The following is a 19,233-nucleotide window of genomic DNA, read 5'->3' as shown; positions in this document are numbered from 1 at the left end:
TCGATCTACTCGCCGGCGCTCCTACTCACCGACACCGAGTTCGCGCAGGCGAGTCTTGTACAGCTCGATGTTGCCGAGCTTGATGTCTTCGTAACCGCGAACCACGTCCGGCAGTGCCGCGATCTCGACGGCGCGATCGTATCCGTCGGTTGCGAGCGTACGAGAGAGGTCAGCGATCATGGCCTCGTACTCGGCGAGCAGTTCACGCTCGACCTTGCGGACGTGCATGTAGCCGAAGGGGTCGAGCTTGGTACCGCGAAGCTTCTTACCCTTGGCCAGAACCTTCAGTGCAACATGCGACTTGGGTCCGAGACCGATCTTCTTCTTGCGGCCCATCACTCGAAGGATCGGCGGGTGGAGCTTGTAGGTCAGGTTCTCCCCGGCCGGCACCTGAGACTTGACGTCCTCGATGAATGCGGGGTCGACCAGCATACGGGCAACTTCGTACTCGTCCTTGTACGCGGTGAACTTGAACAGGCCGCGGGCAACAGCCTCGCTGAAATCGGTCCGCTCGGTTGCGGCACGTTCGGCGGTCCAGACTGCCTGAACCTGATCGATGTAACGCTGGGCGATCTTGACGGACTGGAACTCGATGAGCTGCGCTGCACGCAGTTCCACCAGTCGCAGGGTTTCACCGGTGAAGGTGGTTCCGGCGAACATGTGAGCCGGTGCGACAACGGGTTCGCGGACGGACTTGGCCGGCGTGGTGACGGCCGAGAACGCTGCGGTGTCGGCAATTGCTGCACGACCCCAACGGAATGCCGCGATGTTCGCGTCCACGGCAACGCCGTTGATGCCGATCGCTTCTTCGATGGCCTCGGCCGGCAGACGAAGTCCACCGCTCTGGTAGGCAGCACCGATCAGCAGGAAGTTGGCCGCTGCGGTGTTACCGAACAACTCCTGCGCCGCGGCGAGTGCGTCGAACGAACGCAGGGTGCGCGACACCTTGTCGAGACGGGCGAGGAGTGACGTCTCCTCGGGGTAGCGAACAGCCTTGTCGTAGACCATGTCTCCGGTCGGCGTCTGCGACGTCGAGGCGATGGAGACCGTCTTCTCGGCGTTGCCGTAGTCGAGGTTCTTGTTGTCCGTCGCGGTCAGCAGGTCGAAGGCGACGATGCAATCCGCGCTGCCCGGAGTGAGGCGGTTGGACGGCTCGAGCGCGCTGGAGCTGAAACGCAGGTGCGAGACAACCGGTCCGGCCTTCTGGCTCAGTCCGATCTGGTCAAGGCTCTCCACCTCGAGGCCGGCGCGCAGTGCAGCCGTTGCGAGCACCTGGTTGACGGTCACGATGCCGGTGCCGCCGATGCCCGCGAGGAAAACGTTCTGCGTGCTGGTGAGCGGTCCGAAATCGGGGTCTGCGACGACGGGCGGGACGGGACGTGCGGCCTTGGGAGCCTTCTTGCCCGGTACCAATTCGACGGTCACGAACGACGGGCAATCGCCGTCCATGCAGGTGTAATCGGTGTTGCAGGACGTCTGGTCGATCTTCGTCTTGCGGCCGTACTCGGTGTCCACGGGCTGGACCGAGAGGCAGTTCGACTTCACGCCGCAGTCACCGCAGCCTTCGCACACTGCCTCGTTGATGACGACGCGAGTGTTGCGAGTGGGCAGCGTGCCACGCTTGCGCTGGCGACGAGCGTCGGCCGCACAGTGCTGGTCGTAGATCAACACTGTGACGCCCTTGATCTCGCGAAGCTCCTTCTGGGCCTCGTCGAGGCGATCGCGGTGCCAGAGCTTGGTGCCCTTGGCCAGAGCGCGCTTGTTGTGACGCGAAGGCTCGTCGGCGCAGATGATGATCTGCTTGACGCCCTCGGTGGTCAGCTTGTGGCTGAGCTGAGCAACGGAGAGGGCACCTTCCGCGTCCTGTGCACCGGTCATCGCCACTACTTCGTTGTAGAGCAACTTGTAGGTGATGTTCACGCCTGCGGCGATGCATGCCTGGACAGCCAACTGACCGGAGTGGAAGAAGGTGCCGTCGCCGATGTTCTGGAACAGGTGAGGCACGTCGGTGAACGGTGCCTGCCCGATCCACTGGCTGCCCTCGCCGCCCATTTGCGTCAGGCCGGTGACAGCGCTGTCCTCACGGCCGGACATGGTGACGAGTGTGTGGCAACCGATTCCGCCGCCGCCGATGGAACCCTCGGGAATAGCGGTGGAACGGTTGTGGGGGCACCCGCTGCAGAAGTACGCGGTTCGCTTGGCGGAGAGCACGTTGAGCGACAGCGGGGCCGGGAGGGTGCGCTTGAGTTCGACGTGCGGCTTCAGTACGCGGCGCAACGGGGCGAGCAGCCGGCCTGCGGTCAGTTCACCACTGGCAGGCATGAGCAGACGGCCCTGGCCGTCACGCTTGCCGATGATGCGAGGGGCATCGTCGGTGCCGTACAGGACTTCCCGGATCTGAGCTTCGATGAACGCGGTCTTGTCCTCGACCACGACGATCTGCTCGAGACCTTCGGCGAACTCCTTTATCTTCTCGCCCACGACGGGGTAGCACATTCCGATGCGAAGGAGACGGATCCCGGCGCGGTGCAGCGCGGCATCATCGACGCCGAGGTCTGCCAGAGCTTGTCGGACGGAGTCGAAAGTTGTACCGGTGGCGGCGATACCGATCTTCGCACCGGAGGGGTTGACCTCGATCACATCGAGGTTGTTGGCAGTTCCGTACGCGTGCACAAGATCCCATCGCGGGCCGTACAGATCGGCCTCGGCGATGACACTGTCCGGCGGCGCGGCCATCTGACGCTGCTTGTAGACGAAGGGCTTGCCCTCGAACTGCACTTCCGGAACCACGATGTCGAAGTCCGCGATGCTGCCGTCGATCGTCCAGGCACCGTCTGCGACGTCGGCGACGATCTTCAGCGCTACGACGCAACCGGATACACGCGAGAGTGCAACGGCGTGCATACCCATCGTGATGATCTCTTCGGCATTGCGTGGGAAGAGAACCGGCACGCCCATCGCGGCAAGCGAGCGCTCGCTGACGGCCGGAACCGTGGAGGACTTCGACGCGGGGTCGTCGCCCACCAGGAGGACGACGCCGCCCTTGGGGTTCACGCCGTACATGTTGGCGTGGCGAATGGTGTCGGTAGCGCGGTCGACGCCGGGGCCCTTGCCGTACCAGACGCCGGTCACGCCGTCGTGGGTCGCGGTTCCGGCGGGGAGATCCGTCTGGCTTCCCCATACCGCCGTGGCGGCGAGCTCCTCGTTGAAGCCAGGGATGAAGGTGATGTCGTGCTCGGCGAGAACCTTGGGCATGCCGTGAAGCATCTTGTCGACGCCACCGAGGGGGCTGCCCTGGTAACCGGAGACGAAGGTGGCAATACGCTTACCTGCCCGAATGTCGCGAACGTGCTGCTCGACGAAGCCGCGTGCAATTGCCTGAACACCGGTCAGCAACACCGGTCCCGATCCCGACCGGTACCGATCATCGAGGTCATAGGGCTTGGCCTGGGCTACGCCCGACACCAGTTCAGTCATCGTGGACCACCGTTCCGTCTGCAGTGCATTTCAACTACCGTGCATTTTCAACAACCGCGTAACTCGATCTGTTCAGATGATCGTGGTCGAGGTATGTGAAAGCGTCAACAGAGGCTTGTTCAACTATTCAAATTGACAATTTGTGAGCCAAATCACGTGACCTAGGTCATCGAATCAATCAGTTGGAGACCCGTTCGTGGCGATACGGCGAAACGGACATAAAACGTTCCCGACAATGCACACCGAGAACTTTCTTGACATTGACGCAACGTCAACTTGCATGCTGAATGAGCACAACCGATCCGAGAGTAGGAACTCCACGTGAGCGAATGGTCCATCCAAGAACTCGCCAAATCCGCAGGTACCACCAGCAGAACGCTGCGTCACTACGGCGATTTGGGACTCCTGGAACCGAGTCGCATCGGCGCCAACGGCTACCGCTTCTACGACGAAGACGCCCTGGTGCGACTGCAACGCATCCTTCTACTTCGGGAACTCGGACTCGGATTGCCGGCCATCGCCGAAGTCCTCACCGGCGAACGCGATACGGCCGCCGCACTGCGTACGCACCTCGAACTCCTCGAGCAAGAGCGCACGCGGATCTCGAGACAGATCGAATCGGTCAACAGGACCTTGAACAAGACGAAGAATGGTGAATCACTCATGCCGGAAGATGTTTTCGACGGGTTCGACCACACCCGATACAAGGACGAGGTCATCGAGCGTTGGGGCAAGGACGCCTACACCAGCGGCGACAACTGGTGGCGGTCGATGTCGGAGCAGGACCGTAAAGCTCATCTGCAATCTCAAGCCGACATCGCAGCGGCATTCGGAAAAGCACTGACAGCGGGGCTGTCCGCGGAAAGCGACGACGTCCAGACGATTACCCGAAGACAGTTCGAGTGGATAAAGATCGGTTGGCAGGGAAGGACTCCCAGCGCCGACGCCTTCACCGGGCTCGGCCAGATGTACGTCGACGATCCCCGCTTCACTGCAAACTACGACAAGTACGGAGAAGGCACTGCTTCGCTGGTCCGTGACGCGATGAAGGTCTACGCCGAGCGCAATCTGCACTGACGTCGATCAGTCCTGCCCACTGCCGAGGAGGTTGTGTCGGTGCGCTGCCGCGACAGCCTCTTCCCGGGAATGCGCACCGAGTTTGCGATACAAGGCTCGGAGGTGACTCTTCAGCGTGTTGTTGGATACGAACAACCGCCGCGCGATCTCACCGATCGGAATGCCGAGACCCAGTTCCACGAGAACGTCCATCTCCCGTTTCGTCAATTGGACCCGAACGATGGCCGCCGGATACATCTGCGCCGCTTCGGATTCGAGAAAGGTCGCGACGGCACTGCTCGAGCCCTCGGCCCGATCTTCGAGTTGCCTGATCAGATCACGCGGTATCGTCGCCAGGGCCGACAGGACACCGGAGGTTTCGAGCAGTCCGCGAGCTTCCTCCCATGTACTCGCGGCAGCGGGGATCCTGCCCAGTTCACACAGAGCAGCGCATTCGATCAGCAGGGATTCGAGCCGAAACCTCGTGAGATACTGCCCGCTCCAGTCGATTTCGCGGCACAATTCCAATGCCTGGGACGGCGACCCGGTCAGGAGATGCGCCCGCGCCACGGAGACCGTGACAACTGCAAACGTATGTGGCGCAGCGACTGATTCTTCCAGCGCCTTGGTACCCTCCCCGGACGCCAACAGAAGATCGATACGTGCCGCGGTGAGAAGCGCGTCACCGAGCGATCGTTCACACGGATTCACGTGCCCGTGCGTTGCCACTGCGCGCTGGAGGGAAATCAGCCCCCAGAACGGGTCCGATTGCAGCAGTGCAAATCTGGTGTAAGTGTAGGCCGCGAACGCCCACAGGTCGCCCGGCGGTGTGACCTCGGCGAGTGCGTCCATCGCGGCAGCTCCGGCGTGCAGGTCCACGCTGTCGCACGCCACCAGTGCCCGCGCGATCGCTCCCCCCATGTGCGAGGGCGGTCCCAACCATCCCGAAACGTCCGGGTGTGTGCTTTCCAGGTGCAGCCAGTCCGTCGCGTGCGCGACGTCCCCGATCAGCGCGGAGTTGAGCGCGGCATTGCCTGCGGCGTGACGCAGGACGAACTCCGGACCATGTTGCACCGCACCTTGATAGGCGAGTCGCAATTCCACCGCGGCATCACCGAGGTCACCGGTCAATTGATGCGAGACCCCCCAGATCAGCCGCAGGGCGGGCAGTTGAGACCCCAACGCGCCCAACGACTCGTCGCCGAGTCCGTACACGACGTGCGCCAATTTGCGCGTGATCTCGGTAGAGCGTTGGTACTTACCGGATGTTCTCAGCACCACCGATTGGACAGTTCCGACGTTCAACAAGCTGTGCGCATGCGGACTACCACCTATCGCACGCAATTCCGCCGGTTCCGCCGGTAATGAATCGCCGTTGATCAACTGCGGCCGCAGACGTGATTCGAGCAGGTCACGACCCACCAGAATCGAAGGGTTCGAACTGAGTACGTCACCGGGTATGGATTGCAACGCAGTCCGGACCAATCCGGTGTGATCGACCAGAAGATCAGCCCAGTGGCGCTCGAGTATGTCGAGCACCCTGGTCCACTTGCGTCCGTCCAAGGCGTAGTGAACGGCACCGGCTATATCCGAAGTCCCGAGAGCGTGATCGACGAGTACCTGGAAGGGATCTTCGAATCCATCCCCTTGTTCGGCCCGTATCTGTATGAATGCCAGTCGAACTGACGGCGCGAAGTACCAGGACGGTTCTCCCTCGAAACCATTCCGGAAGATCAGACCGAAAGACTCGAGCAAGTCCAGTTTGCCCTCCACGTCAAGATCGTCGGACAAGACACGAGCGATCTCTGGTGTCACCGTGCGGGCAGCGGCGATCGTAGTCGCGAAGTCGAACAACTCGAGCGACTTGCCCGACCGAGGAGCGGTCCGACTGACGTACGCGTGGATCGCCTGGTCCACTCGCTGCTGAACGCGTTCGCGTCCACGGCTCGGTTCACTCAGCCCCGCAACCGCACTCAGAGCAACCTTCATCAGCACGGGAACGCCGGCAACGCGTTCACAGATCGAATGGACGATGCCCGAGGGAAGGTGGATCCCTGCCTCCGCGAACAGAACGGTGGACTCGTCGAGTGTGTATCTGAGGTCGTTCGCGCACAGGTACTCGTCCACGCGGACGTCTTCGAGCAAGTCCGTCGCAGACCGATCCTGCAGCGTGACGATTACTTTCAATCCGGGAAGCCGCACGATCAGATCCACGATTCGGCGTCCCACCTCGTCACCCTCAACCAGGTCGATGCGGTTGAACACCAACACGAATGGTGCGGGCGACGAGTCGAGGAGTGATTCGATCGCGCCCACTGGATCCTCGCGCATTCGTGGCGGGGCCTCGAGTGATTCCAGCGAATCCTGAATTACTGCGAGCGCGGTGTTCCAGTACTCGAGGGGGGTCATCCGATGCGATGGCGCCGGCACCCAGACAACCGGTCTGCTCGGCACCTGCCCGAGAGTCGTGAGCCACAACGCGGCGAGTTCCGTCTTGCCGAACCCAAGCGGCGAATCGATGACAGTCAATCCCGCCGAGCGTTCCATCAATCCGAGGAGGCGGGGACGAATCGCCGTGGCTCCACGCCCGGCAAGCCGCCTTTGCAGCGTGCCCCTTCCTCGAGGATTTCGCTTTGCTCGAGATAGCTGCGATCGATTCGAAGTGGACCTCATGATGGCCGACAAACGAGCAGTCGATCCCCGCCGAACTCGAGATTTCGTTCGAGCATCGAACTCCCAACCTGTCCACCCATAACGAACAACATAGACAGCTTCGCCGCGACACGCGAGCACTGGCCGTCTCACAAATACGCCCGATTTGTCTCATCATGTGGGCTCGGTCACTATTGACGTTTATTTGCGGGAGAGTGACTGCGACCTGCGGGATCTGACATATCATGCCCGCGTGTCGATGAATTCCGCCCGCATCCGCGTGTCGACCCGATCGGTCGATCCTGCGGACGCCGACGACTTCTGGCGCAGTGTCACACGTCCGTTCTTCGTCACCGACCGAATTGACCCTGACACATCTCTCGAAGGCTCGATCACAGCGCTTTCCATCGGAACCTCGTTGATCGGTCAAACTACCTTCAACGCACAGAAGTACACCCGAAACAATCGGTTGATCGCCGAGAGCGGACTCGACGATGAATACATGGTCCAGGTCGTCCTCGACGGGCAGTTGAGCGGCAACGCCGACGGAGTCGATTTCGTCGCACGTCCAGGCGATGTCACATTCTTCGACCTCGGGCGTACCTGGACCGCCGACGCGGAAGCGGAATCGACAGGGCGCACCATCACGCTCCTCGCACCGCGTTCCCTCGTCGAGGCCGAGTCGAAGGGTCGTTCTCTACACGGGACGGTACTGCGCGGAGTTCCTGCCGTCGTGCTCGCTCAGTGCATGCAATCGGTCGTACTCGCGCTACCGCATCTCGATCCCGATGCTGCGGCCGGCTACGAGGACGTCGTCGCTTCCCTCCTTCGTGTCAGTTTGGGTATCGCCGAACCTGATCTGTCGCCGCGGCCCGATCACTCTCTCCGCGATCGTGCGTACGCCTACATCGCCGAGCATCTCTCGGAGACCTGGCTCGGCCCGACGAGCATGTGCGCAGCATTGTCCGTCTCCCGGGCACAGCTCTATCGCGCATTCGCATCCGACGGCGGAATAGCTCTTGTCATTCGGCGGAAGCGTCTCGAACTCGTCTACCGCGAATTGACCAGAACCGAGATGCCGAACGAAACGATCGAAGCGTTGGCCCTGCGATGCGGCTTCACCTCGAAATCCCAGTTGGCGCGAGCGTTCAAGGACTTCTACGGGATGACCCCGAGCCAAGCCCGAACCGACGGCAGACGCACGATCGGGGACCCGTCGATCGCACGCCTGCACCGCCGACTCGAGTTCTTCAGCCCCTGAATCCGAGATACTCCACAGCCTCGGGAGCGTGCCTGTGTTCTAGTTGATCCATGAGCTGGGTCGACAAGGAACTGAGTCTGGCTGCGCTCACAGGTGCGGTCACAGGTGTCGCCGTGATGATCCCGATAGTCGGCGATGGAGCCTGGTCCTGGGTAGGACTGTTCATGTCGGCTGTCGTCGCTACCGGTGACCCGGTGCGAGATGCCGGAGGATTCCCGACCTCCTTGATCGTACTGGCGGTCATCGCCGCAGTTACGTACGTGTTCTCCTACCTGCTCGCCCCCGCCCAGGCCTCCGAAACCCCGTAAGAACCTCTGCTTCATCACGATTCGTCCTCCGAACCGCGGTGGAGATCAATAATTCCATGACAGGCAGCGAGCTCAGATCACTTCAGCTGGAAATGAACCGGAGAACAAACTGCTCGATGCCTTCCGATATGACCTTGGTCAGCGCGGTGAAGTCGTTCGACCAGCGTTGAATATCCAAGCTGCTCATCACTTTCCTCCGTTCTTCGTCCCGCTGCCCGTGACGCACAACGTAAGGGGGACATTGGGGCGCACTGGAACTATCTGCGAGAACGCGGTTTCCGTTACCAATTGACCGGTCGAACAGCACAGCTTTTCGCTACCGCATCAGACGGTCACTTCTTCGACCGGTTTCTCCTCGTGGCTCGCCGCGCCGAAGACGGCCACGGCGACGGCGCCCGCGATTGCCCCGACGAAGCCGACCACGGCAAGCCATTCCAGGCCCGGTCTCGACGCGTCGCCGAGCACCACGACGCCGACGATTCCCGGAACCACCGTCTCGCCGACAACCAGAGCCGCTGTCGCTCCGTTGACGGATCCCAGTTGCAGCGCCACCGTATGCAGATAGAAGCCGCCCAGGCCCGAGACGAGGATCGCCCAGCCTGCCGGATCGCGGAGCATGGTGCCGATTTCGAACGGATCGATTCCGTAGACCACGCGTACGGCAATGGCCAGACAGCCGAACAGCACACCCGAGATCAACCCGGCGACAACTGCTGCGCGTGAGCCCAACCATCGGATCAAACCGATGCCGATCAGCAAGATCAACGCCGAGCCCACGAGGACACCCCAATGGACGACGTCGTTGGAACTCCCACCGCCCGCGTGACCTGACGACAATCCGAGCAGCAGGAGCGATCCGATCACCGCAGCGATCGCGAACCAGTCGCGACGATGCAGCTGGATGCCGAGGACCACGGTCCCCAGCACTGCCGTGATGACGAGATTGGCACTGACCACTGTCTGCGACAAGAACAGTGGAATGAGCCGCGCGGAGATGGCACTTCCGGCGAATCCGACCGCATCGAGCACGGTGCCCAGGATGAACGACGCCGTCAGCGCGGCCGCGAACGTCGAACGCAAGGTCGGGCCACCCGACGCCGTCACGTGTCCGGCCTCGCCACGCTGCTCGGCGGCAGCTGCCGACTTGCGCGCGCCGTAGGCTTGCAGCACGGATGCAACGCCGTACCCGACGCATGCCACGATCGCGGCAATCAGTCCGATCAGCATCGAAATTCCACACGAAGTTCCTGGGCAATGGTCATGGAGATAGACCCTGCCTTATTTCCCCAGGCCTGACATCACCCTCAGGTATTCGAACAAGTGCTACCCGAGAAGTACACCGACCGCCCCTGACCGGTACCTGGGGACACCCCGACCCCTAGTGGAATTGCTTGAGAGCCCTGATCTTGTTCATGACGTCGAGCGCCGCCACCTTGTACGCCTCGGACAGTGTCGGATAGTTGAAGACGGCGTCGACAAGGTATTCGACGGTCCCGCCGCACCCCATCACCGCTTGGCCGATATGCACGAGATCCGTTGCACCCGAGCCGAAGATATGAACACCGAGCAGTTTCAGGTCATCCGTCGACACCAGGATCTTGAGCATCCCGTAGGTGTCGCCTGCGATCTGCCCGCGTGCGAGTTCGCGGTATCGGGAAACCCCGACCTCGTACGGCACCGATTCCTTGGTCAAATCGACCTCGGTGGCGCCCACGTACGACACCTCGGGAATCGAGTAGATGCCGATCGGCTGCAGATCCATCGGCTTCGCGCCTGGTTCGTCGAAGGCATGATAGGCCGCGAGTCGACCTTGATCCATCGACGTCGCCGCCAACGCCGGGAATCCGATGACGTCACCGACGGCGTAGATGTGTTCGACCTTGGTGCGGAAATTGTCGTCGACGTAGATACGGCCACGTTCGTCGGCTTCGAGCCCGGCGTTCTCCAGCGCGAGTGGCGCCGTGAGGCCTTGCCGTCCAGCCGAGTACATCACGGTCTCGGCTGGAATCTGCTTGCCGCTGCGCAGCGTCGTAAGCGTTCCGTTCGCTCCGACGTCGACGGCCGTCACTTCTTCACCGAATCGGAAAGTGACCGCCAGATCGCGTAGATGGAATCGAAGCGATTCGATGACCTCGGGGTCGCAGAAGTCCAGCATCGACGTCCTCTTCTCGACGACGGTGACCTTGGTGCCGAGTGCCGCGAACATCGATGCGTACTCGATACCGATCACTCCCGCGCCCACGACGACCATGGTGGTCGGGATGGAGGTCAGATCGAGGATCCCGTCGGAGTCGAGCACCCGGTGACTGTCGAAGGACACCCCCGCCGGGCGAGCAGGCAACGTTCCGGTCGCGATCACGACGAACTTCGCCGTGATCGTCATCTTGTCTCCGCGCGAGGCGTCCTCGACGAGGATGGTGTGCTCGTCGACGAACGAGCCGACCCCTACCAACAATTCGACGCGGTTGCGCAGGAGCTGAGATCGAACGACTTCGATTTCTTTGGTGATGACATGCTGGGTTCGCGCCAGCAGGTCGGCCGGAGTGATGTTCTCCTTGACGCGGTAACTCGCGCCGTACAGTTCGCGTTGGTTCATCCCGGTGAGGTAGAGAACCGCCTCACGCAACGTCTTCGACGGAATGGTGCCGGTGTTGACGCACACTCCCCCGAGCATGTTGCCTTTCTCGACCATCGCTACCCGTTTACCCAGCTTGGCCGCCGCGATGGCAGCCTTCTGCCCACCCGGGCCGGAGCCGATCACAACCAGGTCGTATTCCATCGGATCAGTCATCGCTTAGAAATACCGTCTGCATACGACCGGCAGATGCCGAGCATGTCAATACTCGGTGAACAATCCGCGCGCCGAAACGACACGACGGCAGTACACGAACCCTGTTGCAATTAAAAGAGATACAGCCGAATTAATACGAAACTTGCTACACATAAACATATTCCGACGTTCGCATGCGCACATGCTTCGTCGCCGACGGAATTCACAACGGTCTGTTGAAATTTGTTTCACCACAGAGTGATTGATCGATCAACTGACAGGTGACCAGGGCCGTAAACCGGATGTCCAGTATTCGAATTGTCCGAAATAACGAGCGGAATGTTCCTCGTCACATCCCGCACCGAAGCAGTTGCGCGGAGCCTCGGGCCGCGTTCTACTTGCCTTGACTAATCATCTGTCACTCTCGGTTACAAACATCCGCCCCGTTCACGATCCCCACCTTTCGCCATCTCGAGAGATCAGGTTTCCCAATGGAATTCACGGAACTTGCCGACTATCCCCTACCTCCAGGGACCGTCACCGAGTGGACTCCCGCCGCGGTGAATCCGCCCGAGCTGTGGCCTGTCGACCAGCGTCCCGCCAGCTACATACACGAGGCACACTTGAAACATGCCCAGCAGGCGAAACGGCAGGTGCACCATCAGACCGACGTGTGCACTCCGTCGTGGCTGGGTACCTCGTTTCGCATCCACGACCGACTCGACCGAAGGATCTGGGCGGCCGCTCTCGATCACTGGATCGATCGCCACGAAGTGCTCCGAACACACGTCGCCGTGGAGGGCGAAACGATAGTCCGACGCACCGCGGCGTCTGGAGACGTCCGGATTCTGGGCACCGAGGTCGGACACCTTGCGTCCTCGATGTCTGTCTTCACGCATCTGCAGCAACTGCTCGACCGATCGACCGATCCACTTGTCTGGCCTGCGTATCAGTTCGCGACGATCGAAGGCCCCAACCACTTCACCGTGGTTTTTGCCGCTGATCATGCTCTGCTGGACGGATATTCGGTGGCGTTGACCGCGCACGAACTGCAGACGATCTACCGATCGTTGAGCGAGGGAAGCCCTCCCTCGCCGCCGGAGACCGGAAGCTACATCGACTTCGGCACCAAGGAACGAGATCTCGTGGGACACGCGGACCGCTCTCACCCGGCAGTGCAGACGTGGCGCGAGTTCTACGCGCAGGGCGAGGCTCCGTACTTTCCAGCGCTACCCGAACCGGTCACCGGACGCCGAGTCCCTCAGCAGAGCCTGTCTGCCTGGCTTCTGAGCGCCCGGGGAGCCGAACGCCTGGCAGAAGCGAGCAAGCGCAGCAACCAAGGATTCCTGGCCGCGATACTCGCGTGCGCGGCCAAGGTGACCGGCGATCTCACCGGTGCAGACGAATTCCGCGTCGTCGTGCCGCAACACACCCGTTCGGAGCTTCGATGGGCCGCGTCGCTGGGATGGTTCATCGGTGTTGTGCCGGTGAGGATTCCGATTGCCCCCGCCGCAACCGTGAGCGATCTGGCCAAGGTTGCCGGCACGGAGATACGGCGCGTCCGCCCCGCCGCGGCACTGCCGTATTCGAAAGTGTGCGAGCTGATCGACTCCCCGCAGCACCTGCCGTTCGTGCTCTCGTACATGGACGTTCGTCACGTTCCTGGTGCCGAGCAATGGACGAGCTGGCAGACCAGGGGCCTTCGTAGTCGAGATCATTCGGGAACCGACGTCTACATCTGGCTCACGCGGACTCCCGAAGGGCTCAATCTGGCCATACGCCACCCGGGCAACGCGCGCACGAGCCGCCACATCCATCAGTTCGCGGGACTCCTACGCCGCGAAATGGAGGACTTTGCCTTCTCGACCGACACTTTCGCACCTCCGACCAAAACCGCTGCACCGATCGAGGAGAACTCTCATGGAAATGACACCCATCGATCTCTGGGCACCGAAAGCCGGGACGCTCACCGAGTTCAGGCCTACTGAACAATCCCTGGCGGCGGCATCCGGGGCACCGCGGAGCGACCAACCGCTCTCGTTCCTACAGGAAGGACACATTCGTACCGCCGATCACAAGCGCGCACAAGGCGTCGACTGGTCACCGTGGATCGGATTCACGTTCACTCTGCCCGGTGATCTCGATCGGGAGGCACTGCGTCGGGCGGTCCAGGCGTTTGTCCTGCGGCACAACACACTGCACAGTTGGTTCGAGGTGAGATCATCCGAAGATCCCGACGGTAGCGGGGTCATCGACCGTCACGTGGTGGATGCGTCGACGATCGAACTCACGCCGCACAGCATCGGTTCTCTGAACACGACAGATGCGGTTCGCGAGCATGTGAGCCGAAGTTTCGCCGGCGATACCAGCCCATTGCAATGGCCCTCGTTCATCAGTGGCGTCGTCGAGCACGGCGCCGGCTTCACCGTCTACTACGGCGTCGATCACTCGCACACCGACGGCCTGTCGTTGATGCTGGGCGTCGAAGAACTTCGTGCGCTGTACATCGCCGAAAGCGCCGGCATCGAGGCTCAACTTCCCTCTCCCGGCAGCTACGTCGAGTACAGCGGCGAGGAACGGACATCCGCGGGGAACCTCGACCTGGCCGCAGCGCCTGTGCAGCAGTGGATTTCGATTCTCGCCGCCAACGCCGGCCAACTCCCGACGTTCCCCCTCGACCTCGGTGTCGCGCGGGGCGAACAGGCCCGGTCGACCCGCACACACATCGACGTTCTCGACAGCGACGAGTCAGCCGCGTTCGCAGCGCTGTGCAAGTCCAATGGCGTCGGCTTCTCCACGGGGATCTTCGCAGCCCTCGCCCTCACCGAGATCGAAGTTGCGGATCGAGCGAACTACTTCGCGCTCAACGCAGTCGGCACTCGCTCCGATCCGAGATACCTCTATTCCCAAGGCTGGTTCATCAATCTCGTCCCGGTCTCGTTCACGCTGAGCGGTGTCACGAACTTTACCGATGCACTCCCCCTTGCCCACGCTGCTCGCGCTGCGGTGAAGGGACTCGCGGACGTGTCCATTCACTCGGTGATCGCCCAGGTGTCGAAGTTGACCGGATCCGACATCGGTGGAACCTCGGTCCCGCCGATGGTGTCGTACATCGACATGCGCCTGATTCCAGGTGCCGAGCACCATGACGAACTCGAGGCGCGGGCACTGGGTGGGCCAGGAACGACGGGTGATCTGTCGATGTGGATCAACCGGAAGGAAGACCGTACGTACGTGATGGTCAGTTTTCCGGACACCGAGCAGGCGCACACATCGGTGAATCGGTACCTACGACACCTTCGCAACGTCCTGAGAACGGTCGCTGATACCGGCGACTACCGTGTCGTGCGTCAGGCGGATGCACGTCAGGAAGTGGAGACCGCCTGATGCACATCACGTTTCTCGACAGGTTCGAGGCACGGCCGGGCCGCATTCTGCAGTGGACGCCGAGCGAAATCTCCACCGGAACGACGTATCCGGTTCCCCCGACCTCCAATCAGCAGCTGCATCTTGCCGGCAGCCGCGGCGATACGACTTGGCTCGCTGCCACTTTCGACGTTCCCGGCCCCATCGACACGGACGCACTCAAGGCCAGCTTCGAGGAATGGACGTCCCGTCACGACGCCCTGTCGTGCTCGTTCTCCCAGGCCGAAGAATCGGGTGAATCCTCGGCACTGTTCGTCGACGTCGCCGACGTCGGCGATCTGCGCCTGCGTGAGGAAACAGTGGCTGACGCGCGAACACCGGAGCAGGTGCGAGAACTCTTGGGCGAGCGCTTGGATCGATGGTGCAATCCTTTCGCGTTTCCCGCGTACTTTCTCGGTGCCATCACCCGCGAGGACCAGTCGACAGTGGTCTGCGGGTTCGACCATGCCATCTGCGACGGCTGGTCCATGAGCATCGCAATTACCGAGATCAGCACTCTGTATCGCGAATACACGCGAGCGGACCGTGATCCGATCGCGTCTGATCTCCTTCCGGAGCCCGGGAGTTTCCTCAACTACTGCTTCCGGGAATCGGCAACCGCGGATCCAGAGCCCGGCGACCACCGGATTGCGGGTTGGCGGTCCTTCCTCCGAGCATGCGGGGGTGACACTCCCCATTTTCCCGTAGATCTGGGACTGCCCGCCGGGGCGATGTCGCCCCAGGGCACAGACACCCGAATGCTCCTCGACGCCGACGAAGCAGAGTTGTTCGACCAGAACTGCGCCGATCATCGACACTCGTCGTTCGGTGCAATTCTTGCGTCGATCGGTTTGGCCACAACACAATTGACCGGCAAGAGGGACACGCACCTACTGTTCCCTGTTCACACGCGTCGGGAACCGCGACACAACCACACCTTCGGATGGCTGGTAGCCAATGCGCCCATCACCGTGACGAGCATGGACAATCTTCACAGCACTGCCCGGGCAGTCAATCTCGCTTTCCACGAGTCACTTTCACTGTCGTCCGTGTCGTCGAGGCAGGTTTTGCGGAGCTTGGGGCCCGAGGTTTCGCCCACTCGCAGAGACATCTTCTCGGTGTCCTACGCCGACTACCGAACCATGCCCGGTGGATCTCGCCCCCGTAAATCAAAGTCCAGCGAATCACAGCCTGCGCCGATCAATCCGCAGCAACTCAGTCGCGTCTCGAACGCCGACGACGTTCAGTTCTGGTTCTCACGAACTCACGACGGATTGGCAGTGCGGACCAGGTTTCCTGCGCCCGCTGCCCGGACAGTGCACACCTTCCTCTCGCATGTCTCCGAGATCCTGTCGACGCCGTAGACGAACGGCCGCCTATCCGTAGATCTATTTGACACTTCTTTGTTGTGCACAACTTAACTGTGCGCTACAGTTGTTCTCGTGACCAACCCACTCGCCCTCGAACGCCAGGTCTGCTTCGCCCTCTATTCGGCGTCGCGGGCCACGACGGCCGCGTACCGGGCGATGCTCGACGACCTGGGAATCACGTATCCCCAGTACCTCGTCTTGTTGACACTCTGGGAACGAGACGGCCGCGGGGTGCGTGAGATCTGTGAGGCACTCGATCTCGATACCGGAACTCTCTCGCCGCTGCTCAAGAGGCTCGAGGGTCTGGGATTCATCGAGCGCCGACGCCTCACCACCGACGAGCGTCGCGTCGAGATTCACCTGACCGAGGCGGGTTCCACCCTGCGCAGCAAGGCCGAGGACATCCCAGCCAAACTCGCAGGTGCCACTGGTCTGAGCACCGACGAACTCACCGAACTTCGAGACGTTCTCACTCGTCTCGGCGAGTCGCTCCAAGCATCCAATGCCCACTCCGACGGAAAGAAGAAGTCATGAACATCGTCTACACCGCAGAAGCACTTGCCACCGGCGAAGGCCGCAACGGTCACGCTCGCACCTCGGACGGACGCCTCGATCTCGGCCTCGCCATTCCCAAGGAAATGGGTGGCAGCGGCGAAGGCACCAACCCCGAGCAGCTCTTTGCCGCCGGATACGCAGCATGCTTCCACTCCGCTCTGCAGATGGTCGCCCGTGCCGAGAAGGCCAACGTGGCTGATTCCGCAGTCGGCGCGCGGGTCGGCATCGGCCCCAACGGTGCAGGAGGCTTCGGACTCGCTGTGACGCTGGAGGTTTCACTCCCCCATCTACCCCATGATCAGGCCGTCGAGCTGACGGAGAAGGCACACCAGGTGTGCCCGTACTCCAATGCAACTCGCGGCAACATCGAGGTCACCCTCGAAGTAAGTAAGGACGACGAATGAGCACTACCACTGTCAGCCGGGAAATCCGTCTCGCTTCACGCCCGAACGGTTGGCCCACGTCGGAGAACTTCGCCACCGCCGAAGTAGAACTCCCCGAACTCGAAGACGGCCAGATCCTGGTCCGCAACATCGCCATCTCCGTCGACCCGTACATGCGCGGCCGAATGAACGACGTGAAGTCCTACCTTCCGCCGTTCCAGGTCGGTGCGCCGCTCGACGGTGGTGCCGTCGGCGAGGTCGTCGAATCCAAGTCGGCTGATCGCGCCGTGGGCGACGTTGTCGTCCACGGCCTCGGATGGCGTGAATACGCCATCCTCGACGGATCCGCAGTGACTCCGGCCGACACGTCCATCGCGCCGGCGACGGCCTACCTGGGTGCCCTTGGCATGACTGGCCTCACCGCGTATGCCGGCCTCACCGCGGTTGCGGAGTTCAAGGAAGGCGATACCGTATTCGTCTCCGGCGCAGCAGGTGCCGTCGGATCGCTCGTCGGTCAGATCGCCAAGTTGCTCGGAGCGAAGCGAGTAATCGGTAGCGCCGGTTCACCGGCGAAGGTTGCCCGACTTCTCGAACTCGGATTCGATGCGGCATTCGACTATCACGACGGCCCGATCACCGAACTACTCGCCGCTGCCGCCCCTGACGGCATCGACGTGTACTTCGACAACGTCGGTGGCGAGCATCTCGAAGCCGCCATCGATGCCATGAACCAGGGTGGCCGGATTGCCCTGTGCGGAGCCATCGCTCAGTACAACACCACCGAGAAGCCCACAGCTCCCCACAACCTGGCACTGGTGATCGGCAAGCAGCTCACACTGCGCGGATTCCTCGTGGGCGGCTACCGTCACCTCGGTGGCGAGTTCCGCACCCACATGGCAGGGTGGCTCGCCGACAACAAGATTCAGTGGGACGAGACCATCGTCGAAGGCCTGGAGAATGCACCGCAAGCGTTCATCGACCTGATGCGCGGCGCGAACACCGGCAAGATGGTTGTCACGCTGTAACCCGAACAACATCTTGCTCGAACGGATATGAAAGTGGCCGCGAACTTCTCGAAGTTCGCGGCCACCTTCATATCTGAATCAAATCCCGAACGAGACTCCGGTCAACGTCTCCGACAGTGTCCACAAACCCGAGGCTGTCTTCGTATCGTGTGACTTCTTGTTCGACCCCACGACCTTCGGATACCCTCGCTGCTCGAACGGACCGTCCGGTCCGATGTAACTGCCGCCGAAGGCATCCGGCGCGGTTGCCGCCCACAGTTCGGGAAGGGCGCCCATCTCCGCGGACTGCGCGAAGATCGAATTGCCGATTCCCATCAGCTTGTCCTGGATCGACTCGGTGTGCCCCTGCAGGTTCGTCGACGCGTATCCCGGATGCGAAGCGAGCGCTTTGAGCGAAGATCCCGACGCCGCGAACCTGCGTTGAAGTTCGTACGTGAACAACAGATTGGCAAGCTTGGACTGCCCGTAGGCCAACCATCGGTTGTACTTCCGACGCTCGAAATTGAGATCGTCCAGATCGACAGTTCCGAGCTGATGCAGGGCACTGGACATCGTCACGACACGATCGGTGAGCTTGTCCTTCAGCAATCCGGTCAATGCGAAGTGTCCGAGATGGTTTGTGCCGATCTGCATTTCGAATCCGTCGACCGTCCGGCGGAACGGAACCGCCATCACGCCGGCGTTGTTCACCAGGACGTCGACCTTCTCCGTTGCGTCGGCGAAGGCTCGTACCGACGACAGATCCGAGAGGTCCAATTTGCGGACAACCGCGTTGGGCCCGATCTCGGCGGCTACGGCGTCGGCCTTCGTGGTGTCACGACAGGCGAGGACGACGTCGGCCCCGGCTTTGCCCAGCGCTCGTGCGACTACCTCACCCAGTCCGCTGTTCGCCCCCGTGACGACAAATGTGCGGCCGGTCTGATCGACTACGTCTTCTGCGGTCCATTTGGTCATGCTTTCCAGCGTACGTG

General features: G+C 61.7%; 14 protein-coding genes. 9 read left to right on the top strand and 5 right to left on the bottom strand.

All coding sequences use genetic code 11. The annotated features are described in order from the left end of the window. Positions 1-21: 21 nt before the first annotated feature. Positions 22-3,477: an indolepyruvate ferredoxin oxidoreductase family protein gene (locus tag ABH939_RS03015; protein WP_042921773.1), complete on the bottom strand. Its 3,456-nt coding sequence runs from the start codon at positions 3,475-3,477 to the stop codon at positions 22-24. Positions 3,478-3,798: 321 nt separating this feature from the next. Here ABH939_RS03015 and ABH939_RS03010 point away from each other — a divergent pair, with 321 nt between their 5' ends. Then, positions 3,799-4,554, top strand: coding sequence for a MerR family transcriptional regulator (locus ABH939_RS03010; protein ID WP_003940632.1), 756 nt, complete (start codon positions 3,799-3,801; stop codon positions 4,552-4,554). Between the two features lie 6 nt (positions 4,555-4,560). Here ABH939_RS03010 and ABH939_RS03005 read toward each other — a convergent pair whose 3' ends face one another. Then, a complete protein-coding gene (locus ABH939_RS03005) occupies positions 4,561-7,080 on the bottom strand; it encodes a response regulator transcription factor (protein WP_404649301.1) in 2,520 nt (839 codons plus the stop codon). 364 nt (positions 7,081-7,444) lie between these two features. Between ABH939_RS03005 and ABH939_RS03000 the strand changes: the two genes are divergently transcribed. Continuing rightward, positions 7,445-8,446, top strand: coding sequence for a helix-turn-helix domain-containing protein (locus ABH939_RS03000; RefSeq protein WP_228402298.1), 1,002 nt, complete (start codon positions 7,445-7,447; stop codon positions 8,444-8,446). Positions 8,447-8,496: 50 nt separating this feature from the next. After that, on the top strand, positions 8,497-8,754 hold the full coding sequence (locus ABH939_RS02995; RefSeq protein ID WP_064687627.1) for a hypothetical protein: 258 nt from the start codon (positions 8,497-8,499) through the stop codon (positions 8,752-8,754). 324 nt (positions 8,755-9,078) lie between these two features. Here the strand turns inward: ABH939_RS02995 and ABH939_RS02990 are convergent, their stop codons facing one another. Then, a complete protein-coding gene (locus tag ABH939_RS02990) occupies positions 9,079-9,981 on the bottom strand; it encodes a hypothetical protein (RefSeq protein ID WP_003940348.1) in 903 nt (300 codons plus the stop codon). A 151-nt stretch (positions 9,982-10,132) separates the two neighbouring features. Continuing rightward, entirely contained in the window at positions 10,133-11,545 is a 1,413-nt protein-coding gene (gene sthA / locus ABH939_RS02985) for a Si-specific NAD(P)(+) transhydrogenase (RefSeq protein ID WP_277377516.1), read from the bottom strand. A 470-nt stretch (positions 11,546-12,015) separates the two neighbouring features. On the opposite strand from sthA, the gene ABH939_RS02980 reads away from it, so the two are divergent. The 6 genes from ABH939_RS02980 to ABH939_RS02955 all read left to right on the top strand — a co-directional run bounded on the left by ABH939_RS02980 (position 12,016) and on the right by ABH939_RS02955 (position 18,262). Next, positions 12,016-13,512 carry a condensation domain-containing protein gene (locus ABH939_RS02980; RefSeq protein ID WP_064073509.1) on the top strand — a complete coding sequence of 499 codons (1,497 nt, stop codon included), beginning with the start codon at positions 12,016-12,018 and terminating at the stop codon, positions 13,510-13,512. Further along, positions 13,445-14,911 (top strand): condensation domain-containing protein, encoded by a 1,467-nt coding sequence (locus ABH939_RS02975; protein WP_042922229.1) that lies wholly within the window; start codon positions 13,445-13,447, stop codon positions 14,909-14,911. Before ABH939_RS02980 ends, ABH939_RS02975 begins: the two co-directional genes overlap by 68 nt. Next, complete coding sequence (locus tag ABH939_RS02970) at positions 14,911-16,293, top strand: condensation domain-containing protein (protein WP_003940563.1); 1,383 nt, start codon at positions 14,911-14,913, stop codon at positions 16,291-16,293. Before ABH939_RS02975 ends, ABH939_RS02970 begins: the two co-directional genes overlap by 1 nt. Positions 16,294-16,371: 78 nt before the next feature. After that, the gene (locus ABH939_RS02965) at positions 16,372-16,833 is read left to right on the top strand and encodes a MarR family winged helix-turn-helix transcriptional regulator (RefSeq protein ID WP_042451335.1); all 462 of its coding nucleotides are present in this window, start codon (positions 16,372-16,374) and stop codon (positions 16,831-16,833) included. Further along, on the top strand, positions 16,830-17,258 hold the full coding sequence (locus ABH939_RS02960; protein WP_003939720.1) for an organic hydroperoxide resistance protein: 429 nt from the start codon (positions 16,830-16,832) through the stop codon (positions 17,256-17,258). Before ABH939_RS02965 ends, ABH939_RS02960 begins: the two co-directional genes overlap by 4 nt. Then, positions 17,255-18,262, top strand: a complete 1,008-nt coding sequence (locus ABH939_RS02955; RefSeq protein ID WP_019745038.1) for an NADP-dependent oxidoreductase — start codon at positions 17,255-17,257, stop codon at positions 18,260-18,262. The genes ABH939_RS02960 and ABH939_RS02955 overlap by 4 nt, the downstream gene beginning before the upstream one ends. A 78-nt stretch (positions 18,263-18,340) precedes the next feature. Here ABH939_RS02955 and ABH939_RS02950 read toward each other — a convergent pair whose 3' ends face one another. Beyond that, positions 18,341-19,216, bottom strand: coding sequence for an oxidoreductase (locus tag ABH939_RS02950; protein ID WP_042922232.1), 876 nt, complete (start codon positions 19,214-19,216; stop codon positions 18,341-18,343). Positions 19,217-19,233: the final 17 nt, after the last annotated feature.

The organism is Rhodococcus sp. 27YEA6 (assembly GCF_044908235.1).
In the GTDB taxonomy this organism is placed as follows: Bacteria; Actinomycetota; Actinomycetes; order Mycobacteriales; family Mycobacteriaceae; genus Rhodococcus_F; species Rhodococcus_F qingshengii.
This window is presented reverse-complemented; position numbering and strand designations above follow the sequence as displayed.